Source organism: Paraburkholderia oxyphila NBRC 105797 (assembly GCF_000685075.1).
In the GTDB taxonomy this organism is placed as follows: domain Bacteria; phylum Pseudomonadota; class Gammaproteobacteria; order Burkholderiales; family Burkholderiaceae; genus Paraburkholderia; species Paraburkholderia oxyphila.
In genome coordinates this window covers 166,749-180,859 of record NZ_BAYD01000004.1, presented here as the reverse complement: position 1 = coordinate 180,859, position 14,111 = coordinate 166,749, and the positions used below count along the sequence as shown (strand labels likewise).

At 66.9% G+C, this 14,111-nt stretch carries 13 protein-coding genes; 11 read left to right on the top strand and 2 right to left on the bottom strand.

Annotated features, from left to right (window positions below; translation table 11 throughout):
• Window positions 1–94 precede the first annotated feature (94 nt).
• The 9 genes from BO1_RS49520 (at window position 95) to BO1_RS03635 (ending at window position 10,276) form a co-directional block, all read left to right on the top strand.
• Window positions 95–1,849 carry a 3-(methylthio)propionyl-CoA ligase gene (locus tag BO1_RS49520; protein WP_084687750.1) on the top strand — a complete coding sequence of 585 codons (1,755 nt, stop codon included), beginning with the start codon at window positions 95–97 and terminating at the stop codon, window positions 1,847–1,849.
• 245 nt (window positions 1,850–2,094) lie between these two features.
• Complete coding sequence (locus BO1_RS03670; RefSeq protein ID WP_028216401.1) at window positions 2,095–4,176, top strand: 3-hydroxyacyl-CoA dehydrogenase NAD-binding domain-containing protein; 2,082 nt, start codon at window positions 2,095–2,097, stop codon at window positions 4,174–4,176.
• Between the two features lie 24 nt (window positions 4,177–4,200).
• Window positions 4,201–4,836, top strand: a complete 636-nt coding sequence (pncA, locus tag BO1_RS03665) for a bifunctional nicotinamidase/pyrazinamidase (protein ID WP_028216400.1) — start codon at window positions 4,201–4,203, stop codon at window positions 4,834–4,836.
• A gap of 96 nt (window positions 4,837–4,932) precedes the next feature.
• A complete protein-coding gene (locus tag BO1_RS03660) occupies window positions 4,933–6,111 on the top strand; it encodes an acetyl-CoA C-acyltransferase (protein WP_028216399.1) in 1,179 nt (392 codons plus the stop codon).
• A 229-nt stretch (window positions 6,112–6,340) separates the two neighbouring features.
• The gene (locus BO1_RS03655; protein ID WP_028216398.1) at window positions 6,341–6,643 is read left to right on the top strand and encodes a Dabb family protein; all 303 of its coding nucleotides are present in this window, start codon (window positions 6,341–6,343) and stop codon (window positions 6,641–6,643) included.
• Between the two features lie 17 nt (window positions 6,644–6,660).
• The gene (locus tag BO1_RS03650) at window positions 6,661–7,158 is read left to right on the top strand and encodes a PaaI family thioesterase (protein ID WP_043283672.1); all 498 of its coding nucleotides are present in this window, start codon (window positions 6,661–6,663) and stop codon (window positions 7,156–7,158) included.
• Window positions 7,159–7,273: 115 nt separating this feature from the next.
• Window positions 7,274–8,272, top strand: a complete 999-nt coding sequence (locus BO1_RS03645; protein WP_028216396.1) for an NADP-dependent oxidoreductase — start codon at window positions 7,274–7,276, stop codon at window positions 8,270–8,272.
• A gap of 86 nt (window positions 8,273–8,358) precedes the next feature.
• Window positions 8,359–9,240, top strand: coding sequence for an SDR family oxidoreductase (locus BO1_RS03640; RefSeq protein WP_028216395.1), 882 nt, complete (start codon window positions 8,359–8,361; stop codon window positions 9,238–9,240).
• Between the two features lie 73 nt (window positions 9,241–9,313).
• Window positions 9,314–10,276: an alpha/beta hydrolase gene (locus BO1_RS03635; RefSeq protein ID WP_028216394.1), complete on the top strand. Its 963-nt coding sequence runs from the start codon at window positions 9,314–9,316 to the stop codon at window positions 10,274–10,276.
• Window positions 10,277–10,319: 43 nt separating this feature from the next.
• On the opposite strand, the gene BO1_RS03630 is transcribed toward BO1_RS03635, so the two are convergent.
• Both BO1_RS03630 and ygfZ read right to left on the bottom strand, forming a co-directional pair.
• Window positions 10,320–11,171: an NRDE family protein gene (locus tag BO1_RS03630; protein WP_028216393.1), complete on the bottom strand. Its 852-nt coding sequence runs from the start codon at window positions 11,169–11,171 to the stop codon at window positions 10,320–10,322.
• Between the two features lie 144 nt (window positions 11,172–11,315).
• A complete protein-coding gene (gene ygfZ, locus BO1_RS03625) occupies window positions 11,316–12,338 on the bottom strand; it encodes a CAF17-like 4Fe-4S cluster assembly/insertion protein YgfZ (RefSeq protein WP_028216392.1) in 1,023 nt (340 codons plus the stop codon).
• Window positions 12,339–12,416: 78 nt separating this feature from the next.
• On the opposite strand from ygfZ, the gene mltG reads away from it, so the two are divergent.
• Entirely contained in the window at window positions 12,417–13,427 is a 1,011-nt protein-coding gene (mltG, locus tag BO1_RS03620; protein ID WP_028216391.1) for an endolytic transglycosylase MltG, read from the top strand.
• Window positions 13,428–14,048, top strand: coding sequence for a dTMP kinase (gene tmk, locus BO1_RS03615; protein ID WP_028216390.1), 621 nt, complete (start codon window positions 13,428–13,430; stop codon window positions 14,046–14,048).
• Window positions 14,049–14,111: the final 63 nt, after the last annotated feature.

Here is a 14,111-nt window from a genome sequence, read left to right as displayed (position 1 = left end):
CCTTTGCGGCTCCCTGCATGCCGCGCCGAGACCGGCGAGGATTACGCCATCCCATACAAAAAAACTGGCATTCGAGTCGAGGAGACCGCTGACCATGACCGCGACCACCGCGCCGCTGTTGGGACAAATGATGGACGTGCCGCTCCTCGTGTCGTCGCTGATCGCGCACGCGGCGCGCCATCACGGCAACGCGCAGATCGTGTCGCGGCGCATCGAAGGCGACGTGCATCGCTATACGTACCGCGAGTGCGAAGTACGTTCGAAGCAGCTGGCGCAGGCGCTGATCGCGCTCGGCGTCGAACCGGGCGAGCGCATCGGCACGCTCGCGTGGAATGGCTACCGGCACCTCGAGGCGTACTTCGGCGTAACCGGCTTCGGCGCCGTGTGCCACACCATCAATCCGCGCCTCTTCCCCGAGCAGATCGCCTGGATCGTCAATCACGCGGAAGACCGCTACGTCCTCTTCGACATCACATTCGCCGCGCTCGTCGACACGCTCGCGCCGCAGTGCCCGCAGGTGCGCGGCTGGATCGCACTGTGCGACGAGGCTCACCTGCCGGCCATGCGCACGCCGGTGCTCTGCTATGAGACGCTGCTCGCGGCGCAAAACGGCGCGTACGACTGGCCCTTGCTCGACGAGCGCAGCGCCTCGAATCTCTGCTACACCTCTGGCACCACGGGCAACCCGAAGGGCGCGCTCTATACGCACCGCTCGGCAGTCCTGCACGCCTATGGTGCATCGCTGCCCGACGCGATGGGGCTTTCCGCGCGCGACGCCTTGCTGCCGGTCGTGCCAATGTTCCATGTCAACGCGTGGGGCGTGCCGCACGCGGCGCCGCTCAACGGCACGAAGCTCGTGCTGCCCGGCAAGGATCTCGATGGCAAGTCGCTCTACGAGCTGATGGAAGCCGAGGGCGTGACCTGCTCGGCCGGCGTGCCGACGGTGTGGCTCGGCCTGCTCGCGTACATGCGTGAGACCGGCGTGAAATTCTCCACGCTCAAGCGCACGGTGATTGGCGGCTCGGCGTGTCCGCCGGCCATGCTGCGCACCTACGAAGACGACTACGGCGTGCAGGTGATCCACGCGTGGGGCATGACCGAGATGTCGCCGCTCGGCACGCTCGCCAAGCTGAACTGGGAGCAGGCGCGGCGCCCGCCCGAGGCGCAACGCGCGCTGCTCGAAAAGCAGGGGCGCGTGATTTTCGGCGTCGACATGAAAATCGTCGGCGACGACGGGCGCGAGTTGCCATGGGACGGCGTGGCATTCGGCGATCTGCACGTGCGCGGGCCGTGGATCATTGATCGCTATTTCAGGCAGGAAAACGGCACGCCGCTCGTGGACGGCTGGTTCCCGACCGGCGACGTCGCGACCATCGATCCCGACGGCTTCCTGCACATCACCGACCGCAGCAAGGACGTGATCAAGTCGGGCGGCGAGTGGATCAGCTCGATCGAGCTCGAGAACATCGCGGTGGCGCATCCGGCCATCGCGGAGGCCGCGTGCATCGCCTGCGCGCATCCGCGCTGGACCGAGCGGCCGTTGATCGTCGCGGTGAAGAAGCCGGGGGCGCAGGTGACGCGCGAGGAGCTGCTGGCGTTCTTCGACGGCAAGGTGGTGAAGTGGTGGCTGCCCGACGACGCGGTGTTCGTCGACGAACTGCCGCACACGGCCACCGGCAAGCTGCAAAAGCTCAAGCTGCGCGAGCAGTTCCGCCATTACGTGTTGCCGAGCGCGCTGGAGGTGGGCGAGAAGTGTCCGCTCGAGCCCCACGACTCGGACAGAAGCGCGGGCGGCGGCGCGGCCGGCGGAGCCCCGGACAGCACGCAATCGGCCGACCTGCGCCGCTAGCGCCCAACACACTCGAACACAGCGCAGCCCTCGGGCTGCGTTTTTTTCGCCTGTCTGTCCGATTTCCGCGCATTGGCCGAAGACTCAGTACAAACCCTGGCGTCTTGTGCGCAGCAAAAAATTGAACGAACGTTCTTTTTTCGGTATTCTGCGTGTAGACCGGGAATGCCGGACAATGAAGCGGCCGGTGCGTGTGCCTGATACACGTGATGCACATCGCGGCCCGCAAGTACGGAGGCAGGCAAATGGCAGTGGATTACACGACTCGCGACGGCGTCGCCGTCATCACGCTCAACAATCCGCCCGTCAACGGGCTCGGGCATTCGACCCGCACCGGCATCGTCGAGGGTCTGGCGCGTGCCAACAGCGATCCGGCCGTTTCGGCGATCGTGATCACGGGCGCCGGCAAGGCCTTCTCGGGCGGCGCCGACATCACCGAATTCAATACGCCCAAGGCGACCCAGGAGCCCACGCTCCACACCGTCATCAAGGAAGTCGAGAAGAGCGCGAAGCCCGTCGTGGCCGCGATCCATAGCGTGGCCATGGGCGGCGGCCTCGAGCTCGCGCTCGGCGCGCACTATCGCATCGCCGCGCCGGGCGCGCAGATCGCGCTGCCCGAAGTGAAGCTCGGCATCCTGCCCGGCGCGGGCGGCACGCAGCGCCTGCCGCGCGCCATCGGCCTCGAGGCCGCGCTCAACATGATCGTGAGCGGCGCACCGGTGCCTTCCGAAAAGCTCGCGAATGCGGGCCTGTTCGACGCCATGGCGCAAGGCGATCTGCTCGACGAGGCCGTCGCCTTCGCGCGCAAGGCCGCCGACAAGCAAGGGCCGCATCCGCTCGTGCGCAACCGCAAGATCGAGCATCCGAATGCCGAAGGCTTCCTGCAGTTCTCGCGCAACACCGTTGCGGCGATGTCGAAGAACTATCCGGCGCCGGTGAAGTGCGTGGACGCCATTGCCGCGGGCGTGAAGCAGGGCTTCGATAAAGGCCTCGTGTTCGAGCGCGAATGCTTCCTCGAACTCGTGCAGACGCCGGAGAGCCGCGCGCTGCGCCATGCGTTCTTCGGCGAGCGCGCCGCGAGCAAGATCCCCGACGTGCCGTCGAGCACGCCCACGCGCGAGATCCAGAAGGTGGCGGTGATCGGCGCGGGCACGATGGGTGGCGGCATCACCATGAACTTCCTCAACGCGGGCCTGCCGGTCACCTTGCTCGAAACGAAGCAGGAAGCGCTCGACCGCGGCATCGCGACGATCCGCAAGAACTACGAAGCCCAGGTCAAGAAGGGCAAGCTCACGGCCGAGAAGCTCGAAGCGCGCATGGCGCTGATCCGCCCGACGCTGTCCTATGACGACCTCAAGGAAGCCGACCTCATCATCGAGGCCGTGTTCGAAGAGCTCGGCGTGAAGGAGCAGGTGTTCAAGCGCCTCGACGAAGTCGCGAAGGCCGGCGCGATTCTCGCGTCGAACACCTCGACGCTCGACGTGGACAAGATCGCCGCGTTCACGAAGCGTCCGCAAGATGTGGTGGGCCTGCACTTCTTTAGTCCTGCCAACGTGATGAAGCTGCTCGAAGTCGTGCGCGGCAAGGACACGGCCAAGGACGTGCTCGCCACGGTCATGCAGGTCGCGAAGAAGATCCGCAAGACGGCCGTGGTCTCGGGCGTGTGCGACGGCTTCATCGGCAACCGCATGATCGAGCAATACGTGCGCCAGGCGCTCTACATGCTCGAAGAAGGCGCGCTGCCGGCGCAAGTGGACCGCGCAATCGAGAAGTTCGGCTTCGCGATGGGCCCGTTCCGCATGAGCGACCTCGCGGGCAACGACATTGGCTGGGCGATCCGCAAGCGCCGCTACCAGGAAAAGCCGGACCTCAAGTATTCGAAAGTCGCCGACCGTCTGTGCGAGTTGGGCCGCTTCGGCCAGAAGACGGGCGCGGGCTGGTACGACTACAAGGCGGGCGAGCGCAATGCGCTGCCTTCGAAGCTCGTGGACGACATGATCGTCGCGTACTCGAAGGAAGTGGGCGCCGGGCGCCGCAAGATCGGCGATGAGGAAATCGTCGAGCGCCTCGTGTACGCACTCGTGAACGAAGCCGCGAAGATTCTCGAAGAGGGCATTGCTTCGAAGGCGTCGGACGTCGACATGGTCTATCTCACGGGCTATGGGTTCCCGCTGTGGCGCGGCGGCCCGATGCTCTATGCGGACACCGTTGGCCTCTACAACGTGGCGCGCGCGATCCGCCGCTATGCGCAGCAGCCGAACGGCGACGCATGGCAGATCGCCTCGTCGCTTGCCGAACTGGCCGAGAAGGGCGGGTCTTTCAACTAAGCCATTGGGTGACGGACGAACATCATGAGAAGCGCTGAAGACGTGCTCCTGCTGATCGATCTGCAATACGACTTCATGCCGGGCGGGGCGCTTGCCGTCGCGCACGGCGATGAAGTCGTGCCGGTCGCGAACCGGCTCGCGCAGGCATTCCGGAACGTGGTGCTCACGCAGGACTGGCACCCGGCGGAGCACGTGTCGTTTGCGGGCAATCACGCGGGGCGCCAGCCCTTCGAGACGATCGCGCTGCCCTACGGCGAGCAGGTGCTGTGGCCCACGCATTGCGTGCAGGGCACGGAGGGCGCCGCACTGCATCGCGATCTCGCCGTGCCGCATGCGCGCGCGGTCATCCGCAAGGGGCATCACGCAAACGTCGACAGCTATTCGGCGTTTCTCGAGGCCGACCGCACGACGCCGACCGGGCTCGCGGGCTATCTGCGCGATCTCGGTGTGAAGCGCGTCTATTGCTGCGGGCTTGCGACCGACTATTGCGTCGCGTGGTCCGCGCTCGATGCGCGCGCCGCCGGCTTCGAGACCGTGCTGATCGAAGACGCCTCGCGCGCCATCGACCTGAATGGCTCGCTCGCCACGGCGTGGCAGCAGTTGAGCGCAGCCGGCGTGAAGCGCGCGCAAACGGCCGAGGTGCTGAGCGGCGCCGTCTGATGGACGTCCGAAGCTAGTCCAATTTGCAGGATCAACACGTTCGCATGGGATGGGACCAAGCGTTAAATCGCCAAGTCCCGTCGACTGGAGACATACATGACTGATGCCGTAATCGTTTCGACCGCCCGCACGGGCCTCGCCAAATCGTGGAAAGGCGCGTTCAACATGACCCACGGCGCCACGCTCGGCGGCCACGTCACGAAGGCCGCCGTCGAGCGCGCGAAGATCGACCCCGCACGCGTCGAAGACGTGATCATGGGCTGCGCGAACCCCGAAGGCGCCACCGGCGGCAACATCGCTCGCCAGATCGCGCTGCGCGCGGGCCTGCCCGTCTCGGTGCCGGGCATGACCGTGAACCGTTTCTGTTCTTCCGGACTCCAGACGATTGCGCTCGCCGCGCAACGCGTGATTGCGGGCGAGGGTGACGTGTTCGTGGCCGGTGGCGTGGAGTCCATCTCGTGCGTGCAGAACGAGATGAACCGCCACATGGCCTTCGAAGGCTGGCTCAACCAGCACAAGCCCGAGATCTACTGGAGCATGCTGCAGACCGCCGAGAACGTCGCCAGGCGCTACGAGATCTCGAAGGACCGCCAGGACGAGTACGGCGTGCAGTCGCAGTTGCGCGCGGCGGCAGCGCAGGCCGCGGGCCTCTTCAACGCCGAAATCGTGCCGATGACGGTGCTCGCCGGTGTCGCCGACAAGGCCTCGGGCCAGCTGATCACGAAGGAAGTGACGATTGCCGCCGACGAAGGCATTCGCGCCGACACGACGCTCGAAGGCGTCTCGAAGATCCGCACGGCGCTGCCGGGCGGCGTGATCACGGCCGGCAATGCGAGCCAGTTCTCGGACGGCGCGAGCGCCTGCGTGGTGATGAACGCGAAGGTCGCGGAGCGCGAAGGGCTGCAGCCGCTCGGCATCTTCCGCGGCTTCGCGGTGGCCGGCTGCGAGCCGGACGAGATGGGCATCGGCCCCGTGTTCGCGGTGCCCAAGCTGCTCAAGCAGGCCGGCCTCAAGGTCGAGGACATCGGCCTGTGGGAACTGAACGAAGCGTTCGCCGTGCAGGTGCTCTACTGCCGCGACAAGCTCGGCATTCCCGCCGACCGCCTCAACGTGAACGGCGGCGCGATCGCGGTCGGCCATCCGTATGGCGTCTCGGGCGCGCGACTCACGGGCCATGCGCTCATCGAAGGCAAGCGCCGCGGCGCGAAGTTCGTCGTGGTGACGATGTGCATCGGCGGCGGGCAGGGCGCGGCGGGGCTGTTCGAAATCGTTTGATCGCCGCAGGGCCGGTGCGGCGCGCGCTGCACGCTGCACCGGCCGCTCGGGTTTCCTCGCGTGCCGCGTGTGCCTCGCCCATCGCACGCATCTCACTCACGAGCGTTCCTCCAGGCCTCGCTCGGCCGAGGGCGCGCCCCTCGAGCACATGACGAGGCAGGTATCATGACGGCTGAGTCGCGCCCGTGCGGCGCGGCCTCCGTTCAAGACAGACTGAAAAGGTGAACCCGTGATTCGTCATATCGTGATGTGGAAATTCAAGGAATCGGCCGAAGGCGCGACGCGCGCCGAGAACGTCGCGAAGTTCAAGACGATGCTCGAAGGCTGCCGCGATCTCGTGCCTGGCACCTTGCATCTCGAAGCCGGTCTCGCCGAGCCGGGCCTCGCATCGACGTTCGATATCGTGCTGGTCTCCGATTTCGCCGACAAGGCAGCACTCGACGCGTATCAGGATCATCCCGATCACCAGATCGTGAAGGACTTCGCCAAGCACGTGGTCGAGGCGCGCCAGTGCGTCGATTACGTGGTCTGAGGGATTCGAGCTTAACCATGACCGGTACCGCAGATACGACGCAAGACGGCGCGTCCAGCCAGCAGCCGACGATCGAAAGCCCGTTCGTCGATCATCTGGGTGCGCAGCTCGTGAGCGCGCGCGACGGCGCGAGCGAAGTGCTCCTGCCGCTCGCCGAGCGCCACATGAATACGTGGGACGTCGCGCACGGCGGCGTGACCATGACGCTCGCCGACATCGCGCTTGCGATGGCCGCGCGCAGCGTCGCCGCCGACGGCGTGGGCGTCGTCACCGTCGAAATGAAAGTGAACTTCATGCAGCCCGGCCGCGGCGAGCTGCGTGCCTACGGCCGCGTGCTGCACCGCTCGACCACGATGGCCTATTGCGAAGGCGAGATCCGCGACAGCGAGGGGCATTTCGTGGCGAAGGCGCTCGGCACCTTCAAATACATGCGCCGCCTCGCGGTGGGCCGCGACGTGACGCGTCAGCGCCTGCGCAGCGACCCCAACGCAAAACCGGGCCCGAGCGACGGCTGAGCGCCGTGCCCGACGCACGCAGGCCGCATGCGTGCTTTGCTTTCCCATGCGGCTTGCGATTCTGTTTCATTCCCGCGCGGTGCGAACCGCGCATCACGACGCCACATCGAACGCCATGACCCAGACTAATCGTCAGATCTTGCTGGCTTCGCGCCCCGAAGGCGCTGCCAGCGTCGATAACTTCCGTCTCGTTCAAACGCCGCTCGCGCCGCTCGCACAGGGTCAGGTGCGCGTGCGCAATCACTGGCTTTCGCTCGATCCGTATATGCGCGGACGCATGAACGACAGCAAGTCGTATGCGGCGCCGCAGCCGCTCGATGCCGTGATGATCGGCGGCACGTCGGGCGAGGTGGTCGAGTCGCTCAACCCGAAATTCAAGGCCGGCGACAAGGTCGTGGGCATGGGCGGCTGGCAGGAGTACGCCAGCTCGGATGGCAGCGACCTGCATGTCGTCGATACCACGCACGTGCCGCTTGCCGCGTATCTCGGGCCGGTGGGCATGCCGGGCGTCACGGCCTGGTACGGCCTGAACCGCATCATCGCGCCGAAGGCCGGCGAGACCGTCGTGGTGAGCGCGGCGAGTGGCGCCGTGGGCAGCGTCGTGGGCCAGCTGGCAAAACGCGCGGGTTGCCGCGCCGTGGGCATCGCGGGTGGCGCCGAAAAATGCCGCTACGTCGTGGAGGAGCTTGGCTTCGACGCCTGCGTCGACTACAAGGCGGGCAATCTCTATCAGGACCTCAAGGCCGCAACGCCAGACGGCGTGGACGGCTACTTCGAGAATGTGGGCGGTGACATCCTGAACGCCACGCTCGCGCGCATGAACGCCTTCGGCCGGATTGCGCTGTGCGGCATGATCGCGGGTTACGACGGCGAGCCGATTCCGCTCAAGCATCCGCAACTGCTGCTCACGCAGCGCCTGCTCGTCCAGGGCTTCATCGTGAGCGAGCATATCGACGTTTGGCCGCAGGCGCTGTCCGAACTCGGCGGACTCGTGGCGAAGAAGCAGTTGGTGTATCGCGAGAGCGTTGCGGAAGGCCTCGAAAACGCGCCCACCGCGTTCCTCGGCATGCTCAAGGGGCAGAACTTCGGCAAGCAGCTCGTCAAGCTCGTCTGACGAAGGCAACGGGCCGGCCCTGAGCGCCGGCCCGTTGCCAGTTTTTTATTGCCTGTGCAGTACTAACGAATAGATAAGGGAGCGCGATGTCGGATCCGTTTCAGTTCGAAGGCCGCGTGGCCGTCATTACCGGCGCGGCGAGCGGCTTCGGCCGTGCGTTCGCCCAGCAGGCCGCATCGCTCGGCATGAAGCTCGTGCTTGCCGATGTCGATGCAGCCTTGCTCGAGGAAACCGTCAAGGCGATGCGCGAGCAAGGCGCGCAGGCGATCGGCGTGCGCACCGACGTGCGCGACCCGGCGCAGGTGGATGCGCTCGCGCAGGCCGCGCTCGACGCGTACGGCAAGGTTCATCTGCTCTTTAACAACGCCGGGGTGGGCAGCGGCGGCTTCGTGTGGGAAAGCAGCGCGAAAGACTGGGACTGGGTCTTCGGCGTGAACGTGATGGGTGTCGCGAACGGCGTGCGCAGCTTCACGCCGATCATGCTCAAGCAGGGCGAGCGCGCGCATATCGTCAACACAGCCTCGGTGGCGGGCCTGCTCGCGCCGCCCGCGATGGCCGTCTACAACGCTTCGAAGCACGCGGTGGTGGCGCTCACCGAGACGCTCTATCACGACCTCAAGAACGTCAGCGAGCAGGTCAGCTGCTCGCTCCTGTGCCCGGCGTTCGTGCCGACGGGCATCGCCAACGCCGAGCGCAGCCGCCCCGACGACTTGCGCAACGAGGCGCCGCCCACGCGCTCGCAACAGGCCGCCGATCTGCAATTGGCGCGCGCGGTGCGCTCGGGGCGTCTCACGGCCGACGACGTCGCGAAGGCCACTTTCGACGCGGTGCGCGATGGACGCTTCTACATCCTCACGCATCCGGGCATACTCGCATCGGTAAAGCTGCGTCACGAAGACATCGAGACGCTGCGCAATCCCACCGATCCGCTCTCGCTCAAGCCCGAAGTGAAGAAGGCGCCGGCTTGATAGTGCGCTATCCGGCGTGGGCCATGCGGCCTGCGCCATGTGGCGTTCGAGCGAGGCCTCATTCGAAAGACTCATGCCGCTCAACGCGAAGATCGCTCTCGTACTCGACATGGTGGCCCGCGCGGGCCGCACGCCTTACCACGAACTGACGCCGCGGGAAGCGCGCGCGTCGTATGAAAAGAGCGCGTCGGTGCTGGAGATCGCGGCCGCGCCGATGCACTCGGTCGAAGACCTGCAGGTGCCCACGCGTGACGGCGCGTCCGTTCGCGCGCGGCTCTACCTGCCGGTCGAGCCGCAATGGTCCGAACCGCTGCCTGCGCTCGTCTATTACCATGGCGGCGGCTTCACCGTGGGCAGCGTCGACACGCACGACGCCTTGTGCCGCATGTTCGCGCGCGACGCGCGTTGCGCGGTGCTCTCGGTCGACTACCGGCTCGCGCCCGAGCACAAGTTCCCGACTGCCGTGAACGACGCGTTCGACGCCTATGCCTGGCTGCACGCGCACGCGGCCGAATACGCGATCGACGAGACCCGGCTCGCAGTAGGCGGAGACAGCGCCGGCGGCACGCTCGCGACGGTGTGCGCAGTGCTCGCGCGCGACGCGGGCATGCCGCCCGTGTTGCAGCTGCTGATCTATCCGGGCACGGGCGGCCATCAGCAAACGGAATCGCACGAGCGTCTCGCGCAGGGGTATCTGCTCACGGCGCCCACCGTGCAATGGTTCTTCAATCACTACGTGCGCGATGTGTCCGATCGCAATGACTGGCGCTTCGCGCCGCTCGACGGCACGCGCGGCGCGCCCGATTTTCGCGGCGTGGCGCCGGCGTGGATCGCGGTCGCGGAATTCGATCCGCTCGTCGACGAGGGCGAAGCCTATGCGCAGAAGCTGCGCGAGGCGGGCAACGCGGTCACGCTCGTGCGATTCGACGGCATGATCCACGAGTTCTTCAAGATGGGGGGCTTCGTGGAGGATGCGCGGCGTGCACAGGCGCAAGCTGCGCAAGCCTTGCGCGCGGCGTTCGGCACGGAGGATTGATCAGGCGGGCGGTTCGCGCTCGGCCTTCGATCAGGGCCGGCGACTAGCGCGAACAGGTTCCAGGCGCGGCGTCGACCGTGAAGCGCTCATGGCGCTCGAATGCGCCAGGCCGCGCAATGCGGTGCGAGCCGTCATCGTCGCTGCGCTCGCGCGCTTCCACGCTTAATCGATCGCCATTCACGCGCACGCGCAGCGCCGTGGTGCCGCGCGTGCCGTATTCGGGCGTCTCGATGAACGCCGCCGAAAGCGCGCGCTCACGCTCGAGCGGAATGCCGGTCGCGGGCAACTCGCTATCGAGCGCGACGCTCGGGTCGCGCATCAACTCGATCAATTGCTCGAGCGGGACGTCCGGGCCGTCCGCCGTGAGTTGGGCGAGCCCCGCGCGCTTGCGCACGAGCTTCGGCCATGGGGTGTCGAGCACGGCATTGGAAATGCCGTGTGTGCCCTCGGGCAGCAGGGCGGGCACGCGATCGCCGCGGTTGCAATACCAGGCGAGCTCGCGCCGTCTCCAGTCGCCGACGACCAGGTTGAAGCCGTTATACATCTCGCCGTCGCGCGCGACTTCCTCGAGATAGTCCAGCGGCGTATCGGGCAGTTTTTCGGCGCCGCCGGGACCGGTCAACCAGCGCGAAACCAGCGTGCCGCGCGTGGGCGCGTCGGGGCGCATCTCATGCGGCGCGCGGTAGTTGGTGAGGGCCGCGAAGCGGCCGTCGCGCGTCATGCCAAGCCATGTCCCGCCGCCCACGAGGTCGCGGCCCGCGAGCACGCCGGGCGCGTCTTTCCACCACTGCATGGGCTCGGCGGTGCGGCGCAGGAATTCGTCGCGGTTCGCGGCGAGCGTCAAGAGCGCGCCATCGGCGGCGTGCGGCCGCCAGTCGAAGACGATCAGGCACATGGCGCACGGTCTCCGGCAGCCATGGCAGACGCCGCATGTGAAGCGCGCAACGCCTTCGGCGCGGCAAGGCGCGCGAACGACGATGCAGCGGTCCGCGCAAAGCGCGGCGCGGCCCGCGTCACGCTGCAACCCGGCGCCAAGGCGTCAGACCTCGGCGGGCAGTGCGTACGGCAGCGGCAGGATGCGCAGCATGGGGCCGTCGGCGGCACCCAGATGCACGCTGCCCGATTCGAGCGCCGCGAGCTTGATCTCCGCGAGCAGATCGACACCGCCTTCGGGCGCCGCCGCCGCGTTGACGATCATGCCGCAGGGCTGGCCCGGGTCGTCGGAGTGAAAGAGCTCCGCACCGGGGCGTGCGGCGTCGAGCCCGGCCGCGACGCTCGCGAGCGCGGTGCGGCGCTTGATCGTGCCGCGGTACTGGCTGCGCGCCACGATTTCCTGGCCCGGATAGCAACCCTTCTTGAAGTTCACGCCACCGAGCACGTCGTAGTTGACCATCTGCGGGACGAACTGCTCGCTCACGGGCTGGGTGATGCGCGGCTCGCCCGCGCGGATGTCGAGCCAGTCCCAAACGGCAGGCGAGATGGGCTTGAGCGCGTCGCCGAGCGAGGCGAGCTTCGCCTCGACGGCGGCTTTCGGCCCGACCCACAGATAACGCAGGCGGCCGTGCGCATCGGGCATGCGGATTAGCGTGCCAGCGGGATCGTCCACCTTCACGTGCACGCCATCGGGCAGCGCATCGAACACGCGCGCGAGCGCGCCGCGCACGTCGCCCGCGAGCCCCACCACGAGCAGCTTGTCGCTGTCGTCGGTGAGCTTGGCCTTGGCGCGCAGCACGAACATCGAGAGGCGCTTTTGCACGCCAGGCTGCACGTCCTTCGAAATGAGCATGCGGATCGTGTCGCCGGTCTTCCACGTGAGGAACGAGGCGAGCAGGCGCCCCTTGGGCGAGCAGTAGCCTGCAAGGCGCGCACCGGTGACGTCCAGATGCTGGATGTCGTTCGTGAGCTGGCTGTGCAGGAAGGTGGCTGCGTCGTCGCCATTGGCGTCGATCACGCCGAACTGCGGCAGGATCGCAAAGCCGCCGCCCTTGAGAACGGCGTCGAAGTCTTCTGCGGCGGGCGCGGCGATGGAGGACAGGGTACTGGATGCGAGCGGGGAGTTCATGGATTCGGGGAACAGTCAATCCTGACTTTGGCGAGGGCAAGCAGTTATTATATGAGGTCCGCCTGAGTCACGTTACGCATGTCCCTCCTCAAGAAATGCCTTGTTGCCGGCGCTGGCCTCGTCGTGCTTGGCGCCGTCGCCGTGGGCGGTGTCTGGCACTGGGCGAGCTCGCCTGTGGCGCTCGCCGTTCCGCAACTCGATGTCACGATCAAGCCGCACAGCTCCGTGCGCAGCGTCACCGCGCAGTTGCGCCGTGGCGGCGTGCCCGTGCAGACCGATTTGTTCGTGCTGATGACGCGCGTGCTCGGCCTGCAGAGCCAGCTCAAGTCCGGCAACTACGAGTTCAAGGCCGGCATCACGCCCTATGAGGTCCTGCAGAAGATGGCGCTTGGCGACGTCAACGAGTCGGTCGCGACCATCATCGAAGGCTGGACCTTCAAGCGCATGCGCGACGAGCTCGATGCGAATCCGGCACTGCGTCACGACAGCGCCGGCATGAGCGATGCCCAGCTGCTCGCGGCGATCGGCGCACCGGCCGCGCCGCAGGGCAGCGGCGAGGGGCTCTTCTTCCCCGACACCTACCTGTTCGACAAGGGCTCGAGCGATCTGGACGTCTATCGCCGCGCCTACAAGCTGATGCAGACGCGCTTGAACGAGGCGTGGGCCGCGCGCGCGCAGGGCCTGCCGCTGAAGTCGCCGTACGAGGCGCTCACGCTCGCCTCGCTGGTCGAGAAGGAGACCGGCAAGGCTGGCGACCGTCCGCTCGTGGCGGCCGTGTTCGCAAACCGGCTCAAGGCGGGCATGCCGCTGCAGACCGATCCCGCGGTGATCTACGGGCTCGGCGCGAGCTACACGGGGCGGCTGCACAAGAGCGATCTGCAGGCCAACACTATTTACAATACCTACCTGCATCCCGGGTTGCCGCCGACTCCCATCGCGCTGCCCGGCGCGGCCGCCCTGCAGGCGGCACTCAATCCCGCCTCGACCGCTGCGCTGTACTTCGTGGCGCGCGGCGACGGCAGCAGCGTTTTTTCTGACAATCTCGTCGACCACAACAAGGCCGTCGACAAGTACATCCGGGGTAATTAAATGGCGCGGGGCCGATTCATCACGTTCGAGGGCATCGATGGCGCGGGCAAGACCACGCATCTGGCGTGGTTTCGCGAGCAGCTCGAGCAGAAGCTATCCGCCGCGGGCCGTTCGGTGGTCATGACGCGGGAGCCCGGCGGCACGCCGCTCGGCGAGAAGCTGCGCGAGATTCTGCTGCATGAGCCGATGGACCTCGAAACCGAGGCTTTGCTGATGTTCGCCGCCCGCCGCGAGCATCTGGCCCGCGTGATCGAGCCGGCGCTCGCGCGCGGTGACTGGGTGCTCTCGGACCGTTTCACCGACGCGACCTTCGCCTACCAGGGCGGCGGCCGCGGCCTGCCGCGCGACAAGCTCGAAGCGCTCGAGCGCTGGGTCCAGGGCGGCTTCCAGCCCGATCTGACCGTGCTGTTCGACATTGCGCCCGATACCGCGAGCGAGCGTCGTGGCGCCGCGCGCGAGCCGGACCGCTTCGAGAGCGAGACCGACGCGTTCTTCACGCGCACGCGCGCCGAGTATCTGCGCCGCGCGGAAGAGGCGCCGTACCGCTTCGCGATCGTGGACTCTTCGCAAAGCATCGACGAGATTCGCAAGAAGCTCGAACAAGTGATCGCAGCGCTCTGATTGAAGGGTTATTTGCCGTTCTTATGGCATCCGATCGGGTTCGCGTCAATTCTCCGAAATATC

Coding starts and splice junctions, on each gene's coding strand:
- BO1_RS03640 (WP_028216395.1), top strand. CDS start 8,359: ATGTCGGATCCGTTTCAGTTCGAAGGCCGCGTGGCCGTCATTACCGGC.
- pncA (WP_028216400.1), top strand. CDS start 4,201: ATGAGAAGCGCTGAAGACGTGCTCCTGCTGATCGATCTGCAATACGAC.
- BO1_RS49520 (WP_084687750.1), top strand. CDS start 95: ATGACCGCGACCACCGCGCCGCTGTTGGGACAAATGATGGACGTGCCG.
- BO1_RS03630 (WP_028216393.1), bottom strand. CDS start 11,171: ATGTGCCTGATCGTCTTCGACTGGCGGCCGCACGCCGCCGATGGCGCG.
- BO1_RS03660 (WP_028216399.1), top strand. CDS start 4,933: ATGACTGATGCCGTAATCGTTTCGACCGCCCGCACGGGCCTCGCCAAA.
- BO1_RS03650 (WP_043283672.1), top strand. CDS start 6,661: ATGACCGGTACCGCAGATACGACGCAAGACGGCGCGTCCAGCCAGCAG.
- ygfZ (WP_028216392.1), bottom strand. CDS start 12,338: ATGAACTCCCCGCTCGCATCCAGTACCCTGTCCTCCATCGCCGCGCCC.
- BO1_RS03645 (WP_028216396.1), top strand. CDS start 7,274: ATGACCCAGACTAATCGTCAGATCTTGCTGGCTTCGCGCCCCGAAGGC.
- tmk (WP_028216390.1), top strand. CDS start 13,428: ATGGCGCGGGGCCGATTCATCACGTTCGAGGGCATCGATGGCGCGGGC.
- mltG (WP_028216391.1), top strand. CDS start 12,417: ATGTCCCTCCTCAAGAAATGCCTTGTTGCCGGCGCTGGCCTCGTCGTG.
- BO1_RS03670 (WP_028216401.1), top strand. CDS start 2,095: ATGGCAGTGGATTACACGACTCGCGACGGCGTCGCCGTCATCACGCTC.
- BO1_RS03635 (WP_028216394.1), top strand. CDS start 9,314: ATGCCGCTCAACGCGAAGATCGCTCTCGTACTCGACATGGTGGCCCGC.